Below are 7,522 nucleotides of genomic sequence, written 5' to 3' on the forward strand. Positions count from 1 at the left end.
CGCGTCCCGCTCCGGCGGGGCGCCCGCGATCGGACCCCCGGCCCGGCCATCCGCGCGGCCGGGGCGCGCAGAACAGGACGGGCATCATGACGGCAATCATCGAACTGGATCATCTTTCCAAGCATTACAGCCCGGCGATCATCGGCGTGGACGATATTTCGCTGAGTGTCGGGGACGGGGAATTCCTGACCCTTCTGGGGCCGTCGGGCTGCGGCAAGTCGACCCTGCTGCGCATGATCGGCGGGTTCGAGGAGCCGACGGCGGGCACCATCCGTCTGGCGGGACAGGATGTGACCGCGCTGCCGCCCTACCGCCGCGCGATCAACATGGTGTTTCAGGATTACGCCCTGTTCCCGCATATGACCGTGGGCAGGAACGTGGCCTACGGGCTGAAACTGCTGGGCTGTTCGGAGCTGGAAATCCGCACCCGCGTCTATGACGCGCTGAAGCTCGTCGGGCTTTACGACAAACTGAAGCTCTATCCGCACCAGCTTTCGGGCGGACAGCGGCAGCGGATCGCGCTGGCCCGCGCCATCGTGCGGCGGCCCAAGGTGCTGCTGCTGGACGAACCGCTTTCGGCGCTGGACGCCAAGCTGCGCGAGCAGATGCAGACGGAACTCAAGCGGTTGCAGGAAAAGGTCGGGATCACCTTCATCATGGTCACCCACGACCAGACCGAGGCGCTGGTGATGTCGGACCAGATCGTGGTGATGGAAAAGGGCCGCATCGCCCAGAAGGGCACGCCGCAGCAGCTTTACGATCATCCGGCCTCGATCTACGTGGCGAATTTCATCGGCACCACGACCTTCCTGCCCGGCGCCGTCGAGGCCGCCGATCAAACCACCGCGCGGATCGCGCTCGGCGGGGGCGAGATCGCGGCCAATATCGACCGGCCCTTCGCGCGCGGCGAGCGTGTCACCATCGGTCTGCGCCCCGAAAAGATCCGCATTCTGGCCGAGGGTGAAACCGCCGCCAACGTGCTGGCGGGCCGGGTGTCCGAGGTGATCTACTACGGGCTCGGGCTGCGGCTTGGCGTGACACTCGCCGACGGCAGCCGGATTTTCGCCGACCTGCTGTTGCCCGATACGCTGGCGCGGTCGCAGGTGCCGCCGGTCGGCTTGGCCGTGCGGCTTGCCGTCGCGCCGCACAACGTCTTTGTCTTCGCCGGAGAGGAGGCCGCATGAGCGCGCTCCGCCGTCATCTGCCCGCCGTTCTGGTTCTGGGCATTCCGCTGGCGTGGATCGTGCTGTTCATGCTGCTGCCCTACGGCATTCTGGCGACCTATTCCTTCTGGCTGAAGAAATATCCGACCTTCGTGCCCGCCTTCCAGTTCGGCAATTACCTGACGCTGTTCACCGATCCGCAATATGTTCTGGTGCTGCTGCGCACGATCAAGATATCTCTGCTGGTCTGCCTCGCCTCGCTGCTGCTGGCCTATCCGTTCGCGTGGTTTCTGGTCTATCGGTGCCGCTCGGCGCAGATCCGGACATGGCTCTACATGGCGGTGATCGCGCCCTTGTGGATCAGCTACCTGCTGCGCGCCTATATCTGGAAAACCATTCTGGGGACCGAGGGCGTGCTGAACTCCTTCCTGATCTGGGCGGGGATCATCGAAACGCCGTCCTCGATCTTTCTCTACAACCAGTTTTCCATGGTGGTGACGCTGACCTATATCTTCATCCCGTTCATGGTGATGCCGATCTACACGGCGCTGGAAAAGATCCCCGCGAACCTGAACGAGGCATCGGCCGATCTGGGTCTGGGTCCGTGGCGGAGCTTCTGGCGGGTGACGGTACCGCTGTCGATGCCGGGGGTGGCGGCGGGGTTCACGCTGACCTTCTGCCTGTCCTTCGGGGATTTCGTCGCGCCCTTCCTTGTCGGCGGGCCGGACGGCAACCTGATCGCGAATGTCATCACCACGCAGTTCGGCTCGGCGCTGAACTGGCCGCTCGGTTCGGCGCTGTCGGTGGTGATGCTGGTGGTGGTGCTGGGCGTCGTGTCGCTCGGCGATCGGGTGGAGCGGCGCAGCGCCGCCGGAGGGTTCTGACATGACGACGCAAACACATCGGCGCGCCTCGCGTTTCGCGGCGGATACCGCCTTCGCCACCTTCATCGCCTTGCTGATGGGGTTCCTGTATATCCCGATCTGGGTCCTGATCGCCTTTTCCTTCAACGATTCATCCTCGCTCAGTTGGCCGCTGTCGGGCTTCACGCTCGACTGGTATGCGAAGCTTGCAGGGAACGAGCCGCTGCTGCGCGCGATCAGGAACAGCTTTTACGTCGCGACCGGGGCGACGGTGCTGACCCTGCTGATCGGGGTGCCCGCGGCGCTGGCGCTGCATCGGTTCGACTTTCCGGGCAAGACGGCGTTCCGCCGCCTGATCCTGCTGCCGATCACCCTGCCGGGGATCGTCACCGGCATATCGATGCTGAACATGTTCAAGCTGACGGGGCTTTCGCTCAGCCTCGAAACGGTGATCATCGGCCACGCGACGGCTCTGGTGGGGGTGGTGGTGACGCAGGTCTACGCCCGGCTGCAACGGCTGCCGCCTTCGCTGCAGGAGGCGGCCTTCGATCTGGGCGCGGGTCCGTGGCGCAGCTTCGTCGACATCACCCTGCCCAATATCCGCTCCGCGATCGTCGGGGCGGGGTTGCTGTCCTTCGTGCTCAGCTTCGACGAGATCCCGGTGACGTTTTTCCTCACGGGGCGCGAGAACACCTTGCCGATGTATATCTATTCGACCATGCGTCGCGGCATCACGCCCGAGATCAACGCCGTCGGAACGATCATCGTTCTGCTGTCGCTCGGCCTGATCATTCTGTCGGTCCTGATGACGAAGCGGCAGGGACCGGGCAGATGACGCGGTATCCGGCCCCGATCGGACAGTCGCGATCCGCTCCATGCCCCAACTGCGGTGAGCACGGCTGAACCGGCCTCCGTTTCGACGGGGCATCAGGTCTGAACGTGGGGTCCAGGCATATTCCTGAGCACATGCTTATGGCTCACGTAGAGATCATCGCCGGTGGCAACCGTCGACCGCCGCTGTAGCATGGCCGAAAAGCGGCGCATCGCTAAAGAGACGCCGTATGACCGGGCCCGTGGCCTCCATTCCCGCTCCAGCTGCGGCCGCCAAGGGGTCAGGCTGCTCTTGCGGATGCGGAACACATCTTCGCGTTCCCCGCGCAGGATCTGGCGAACCAGCTTGCGGCTGGGCCGGTCGAGCGGACGATATGCTTGACGGGAAGGCCTTCACCACCCGTCTCGATCCGGTATTCCTGCCGTATTTCTATCCACACGCCCGCACGGGGCGCGACTTCGCCTAACTATCTGTTCAGTCCCGGCATCTGGTGGGTTCTCGAAGACCGAGGCACGGTTTCCGGCAAAAGGCACCTGCCTTGCGATCTATTCCCGCACCGTCAATCCGGGAGAGGCGCTCGCCGATGTGCTGCGCCGGCATGTCTCGTGGTGTGCGCAATGGTAGGCGGCGCTGAAGAAGCTCTTTGCCAGCTACGTCACCGCCAAGCAGGCGCAGAACGTGCTCGACTACGACGATCTGCTGCTGGCTTGGGCGCAGGTGATGACCGCTTCAGCCGTCGGGTTCGTCCAGATCTTGACGGCCATGTTGATGTACCGCTTCGACAACCCGACATTCTCTGCGACGGCGCTGGCGAAACCGAAAACCTCGGGTTCCTGATAGGGGTGGGAAGTGATTTCCCAGCCTCTTCTGTGAGAGCTTCAACCAGAGGTCGCGTGCGAGAAGCCTCCCACGCCAGCTTCAGCTGATACAGGTGTTGGCACCGATCCAGTGCGATCAGTTCGCCCCGGCCGAGGTTTTCCATGACCTCTTCCAGCCGGGCAGCAGTATCGTCATCCGCGGCGGAGATCGTCGCGGGGATCTGATGGAGCAGATCGCCATGGGCTATCCGTCGCGCGAGCGGTTCCTGACGCTCGCTCCCCCGACGCTACCAGCGGGCAGGCCGGGGTGGCCCTGAAGGACGAGGACTACCTGATCCTATAGACCATCCATTCCGCCCCTCACAGCCAGTACCGCTTAACCCGCTGTCCACGAAACCGGCAGCAGCTCAGTTCCGTATGCGGCAGGCGCGATCGACCGGAGAGCGTCATTCTCGGGTGGTCGGATCAGGGTAGGCGCAAAGTAAAGCTGATCGAATCGAGAACACCTTGCACGGGTCTTGCCCCACGTTCTCGTGCAGTTCTCGGTAAGTTCCAAGAAAATCAAGTAAAACACGGTCTCCAGCGGCATCGTGAAATCGGCTAAATTTGTCCTTGTTTCCGGGATACTTGCCACATATACGGATCAGCGGAGACGTGGCCGAGTGGTCGAAGGCACACCCCTGCTAAGGGTGCAGGCCCGGAAGGGTCTCGAGGGTTCGAATCCCTTCGTCTCCGCCATGAATTCTTGAAATCACTGAGTTTTCCGAGTCGCCTCGATGATCGGGATGGCCGTTTGGGGTGCGCCCTCGTTACCAAACGGTAACGGGGGCATCAGATTCCCGCGCAGCACGGATCATTGAACTGGCCCCCGTTTCGACCGGACACCCAGGTCTGAACATGGAGGCTTAGGCTTATGCCTGAGCACATGCTTATGGCTAACGTAGAGATCATCACTAATGGCGGCCATCGTCGGCGCTGGAGCGCGGCGGAGAAGCTGCGCATTGTCGAGGAGACGCTGGAGGATCACGCCAGCATTTCGATCGTCGCGCGTCGCAATGGCGTGGCGCCTTCGTGGTCGCGCGTCAGCAGGGCGTTGTTGCAGAACTCCCGCCGCAGCAAGATTCCCTCCGCGCATCCATGCTGTTAGGCTTCCGTCATGAGTAAGCCTGAGCCTTCCCGATACCGCACGGCGAACTGGAAGCCCTGCAAATGCCGCGCTGGAACAACGTGGCTCTCTGCTGATCTGGCTGGACAGGGACATGGTGTGGGTCGCCCCGAAAGCCGGTCGCAATGGCCGACCGCCGGTGTTCGCGGTGAGGAGGATGAGAAAACAGTCTGAGGGGGGCTGTTGAAGAAGCCCCATACCTCTGATTCACTGTGCTTATTGGTGGATGAGAGGTTACGATGTTGGGTCGGAAGGAACGCGGGCAACTGGAGCTTTTCATCACCGGGTCGCTCCGGGGCCTGATCCCTGACGACCATGTGCTGGTGAGGGTTGATCAGGTTCTCGATCTCGAGTGGCTTCGTGCTGAGGTGGCCGCCCTCTATTGCGCCGACAACGGCCGCCCCCGGCATCGATCCCGAGGTTGCCGTGCGCCTGATGCTGGCGGGGTTTCTGCTCGGCATCGTCCATGACCGGCGCCTGATGAGGGAATCGCAGGTCAATCTCGCGATCCGCTGGTTCGTCGGTTACGCCGTACACGAGGCGCTGCCGGATCACTCCTCGCTGACGCGCATCCGTCAGCGTTGGGGCGAGGACGTCTTCCACCGGATCTTCACGCGTGTCGTGCGGCAATGCCAGCAAGCCGGGATGGTTTCAGCCGGGGCCGTCCACATCGACGCTAGCCTGATCCGGGCGAATGTCAGCATGGATGCGCTCGTGACGCGCCATCTGGATGCGGTCGAGGCAGCCGCCGACCACACGGGGCGGGACGCGCGCGCGAGCGGCAGGTTCAAGAAGCTCTGCCGCACGGATCCGGACGCCAGTTGCCAGCGGATGCGCCACCGGTTCAAGCACCGCTGGCGACGGCGACATCCTCCAAGGCCCCGCTGCGCCCGGCCTACAAGCAGCACACGGCCGTTGATGACCTGGCAGGCGTCGTCGTCGATGTGGAGATCGTGACCGGCGAGGAGCACGACACGGGCCGGGTCAACGAGCGCCTCGACGCCATCGAAGTGACCCTCGGGGTTACCCCGGGCCGGATCACGGCGGACACGATTTATGGGGTGGGACGGGTCTTCGCCGCCCTTGAGGACCGCCAGATCGAAGCCGTCATCCCGCCTCTTCGCTCTCCGCGCGCCAAGGGGGCGCAGGGGTTCCCCTCCGAGCGGTTCAAGTATGATCCCCAAAACAACGTGGCCCGATGTCCGGCGAAGAAGCGGCTGACCCCCCGCAACAGCACGAAATCCGGTAAGTGGTATCGCGCCGACCGACATGATTGCGCGCGCTGCCCCCTCAAGGCGCAATGCCTGCCCCGGGGCACCCCGTCCCGCCGGGTGCATATCGTAACCAACCACGCGGCCACCGCTGGCGGGTCGAAGGCGCGCACGGCACGGCCAAGACGCTCCACGGATTTGCCAGGGCCATCCGCAGGGGAATCGAAAACATGAAGATCCAGGCCCTCCTGACCGCCGTGGCGATGAACCTCAAGAAGCTAGCGGCAGCCGTGCAGTTCATCTGGTCAATCATCGGAAATCGACCGGTCGCCCCAATTCCCGCATCAGCCTAAAACGACTTCTTCAACAGCCCCCACCGGACTGTTTTCCCGACGAATGCGATCCAGTTTTGCCTGATGGTGAAAGTCCTGTTCGGGCTTCCGCTTCGGCAAGCGACGGGGATGGTTGCGAGCATTCTGTCGCTGGCTGCGCTTGATTGGCCGGTGCCTGACTTCTCGACCCTGAGCCGCAGGCTGAAGCGGATCACGGTGCAGATCTCGAACTGCCGTGCGGTCTGCGTCGGCTGAACCTGCTGGTGGATAGCACAGGGATCAGGTTCCTCGGTGACGGGGAACGGCTTGCACACAAGCATGGCACACGGTGCCGATGACAGTATCGCAAGGTGCATCTGGCGATGGACACCGCCACCGGCGACGTCCGTGCTGTAGAATTCACCTCAAGCGACAAGGGCGAGACGCCCGGTTCTACCCCACCTTCTGGGCCAGATCCCGCCCGAAGAGCAGATTGGCACCGTGACCGGCGATGGTGCCTATGAAACCCAGCGTTGCCACACCGCAATCGTGGAGCGTGGCGGGACAGCGAACATACCTATCCCCAGGAACGGTCGACGATGGCGGGAGGACTGCCCCCTGCCAAAGCCCGCAACGAGATACTCAAGGCCACGCAGCGCCCTGGCCGAGCCGCGTGGAAACGGTGGTCCGGATATCACGCCCGAAGTCGGATCGAAGCAAGATGCCCTCGCAGGTTCTCTCGAACCGGTGGCGTTCATCTGCTCGGCTCAAGCTCTTCGGTGAATGCATCACATCACGCGATCCGGACCGTCAAACAGCTGTCCAGATCCGCATCGCGCTCATGAATCGCTTCAATGCACTAGGTACCGCCGAGATCGAGTGCGTCGCATGAAACCAAAGGGGAAAGGGGCACGCACGGCTGCTGCATGACTTTTGCAACATGTGTAACCGCCCCTTGCGCAAGAGGGATCTTCAGAGCTTCTTTTGCGCCATCGGGTGCTGACATGTGTCCGGCCTCTGATGCGGCCATCATCATGCCGCAGGCCCGTATGGTGTTCGAAGGTCGGGTCCAGATCAAAGCCGCGTGCTCGAAGGCACTCTGTTGCACACTGGTTCTTCCGATCCCGTCTCACGACGATTGCGCCAAACTGCTCCTTGC

Annotated in this window: 5 protein-coding genes, 1 tRNA gene and 5 pseudogenes; 10 read left to right on the top strand and 1 reads right to left on the bottom strand. The window is 63.0% G+C overall.

The window, feature by feature from the left end:
- Window positions 1–86 precede the first annotated feature (86 nt).
- From D2T30_RS01630 to D2T30_RS01640, 3 genes are read left to right on the top strand one after another with little or no spacing between them, the layout of a single operon-like run.
- Window positions 87–1,184, top strand: a complete 1,098-nt coding sequence (locus D2T30_RS01630; protein WP_128207364.1) for an ABC transporter ATP-binding protein — start codon at window positions 87–89, stop codon at window positions 1,182–1,184.
- Window positions 1,181–2,047, top strand: coding sequence for an ABC transporter permease (locus D2T30_RS01635; protein WP_128207365.1), 867 nt, complete (start codon window positions 1,181–1,183; stop codon window positions 2,045–2,047). The genes D2T30_RS01630 and D2T30_RS01635 overlap by 4 nt, the downstream gene beginning before the upstream one ends.
- Before the next feature lies 1 nt (window position 2,048).
- A complete protein-coding gene (locus tag D2T30_RS01640) occupies window positions 2,049–2,861 on the top strand; it encodes an ABC transporter permease (protein WP_128207366.1) in 813 nt (270 codons plus the stop codon).
- A gap of 227 nt (window positions 2,862–3,088) precedes the next feature.
- Here D2T30_RS01640 and D2T30_RS24295 read toward each other — a convergent pair.
- A pseudogene (locus D2T30_RS24295) lies at window positions 3,089–3,252 on the bottom strand (ISL3 family transposase); the annotation flags it as partial.
- A gap of 284 nt (window positions 3,253–3,536) precedes the next feature.
- Between D2T30_RS24295 and D2T30_RS23530 the strand changes: the two are divergent.
- From D2T30_RS23530 to D2T30_RS01685, 7 genes and pseudogenes are all read left to right on the top strand, one after another.
- Window positions 3,537–3,695, top strand: coding sequence for a hypothetical protein (locus tag D2T30_RS23530; RefSeq protein ID WP_241651163.1), 159 nt, complete (start codon window positions 3,537–3,539; stop codon window positions 3,693–3,695).
- 97 nt (window positions 3,696–3,792) lie between these two features.
- A complete protein-coding gene (locus D2T30_RS01650) occupies window positions 3,793–3,993 on the top strand; it encodes a hypothetical protein (RefSeq protein WP_128207367.1) in 201 nt (66 codons plus the stop codon).
- 331 nt (window positions 3,994–4,324) lie between these two features.
- Window positions 4,325–4,414 (top strand) — tRNA-Ser (locus D2T30_RS01655).
- Between the two features lie 175 nt (window positions 4,415–4,589).
- Window positions 4,590–4,760 (top strand): annotated as a pseudogene (locus D2T30_RS01660) (transposase); the annotation flags it as partial.
- Window positions 4,761–4,832: 72 nt separating this feature from the next.
- Window positions 4,833–4,989: pseudogene (locus D2T30_RS01665) on the top strand (IS5/IS1182 family transposase); the annotation flags it as partial.
- A 91-nt stretch (window positions 4,990–5,080) separates the two neighbouring features.
- Window positions 5,081–6,405: pseudogene (locus tag D2T30_RS24050) on the top strand (transposase).
- Between the two features lie 30 nt (window positions 6,406–6,435).
- A pseudogene (locus D2T30_RS01685) lies at window positions 6,436–7,255 on the top strand (IS5 family transposase); the annotation flags it as partial.
- Window positions 7,256–7,522: the final 267 nt, after the last annotated feature.

The sequence above is a fragment of the Paenirhodobacter populi genome, from assembly GCF_004022215.1.
In the GTDB taxonomy this organism is placed as follows: Bacteria; Pseudomonadota; Alphaproteobacteria; order Rhodobacterales; family Rhodobacteraceae; genus Rhodobacter; species Rhodobacter populi.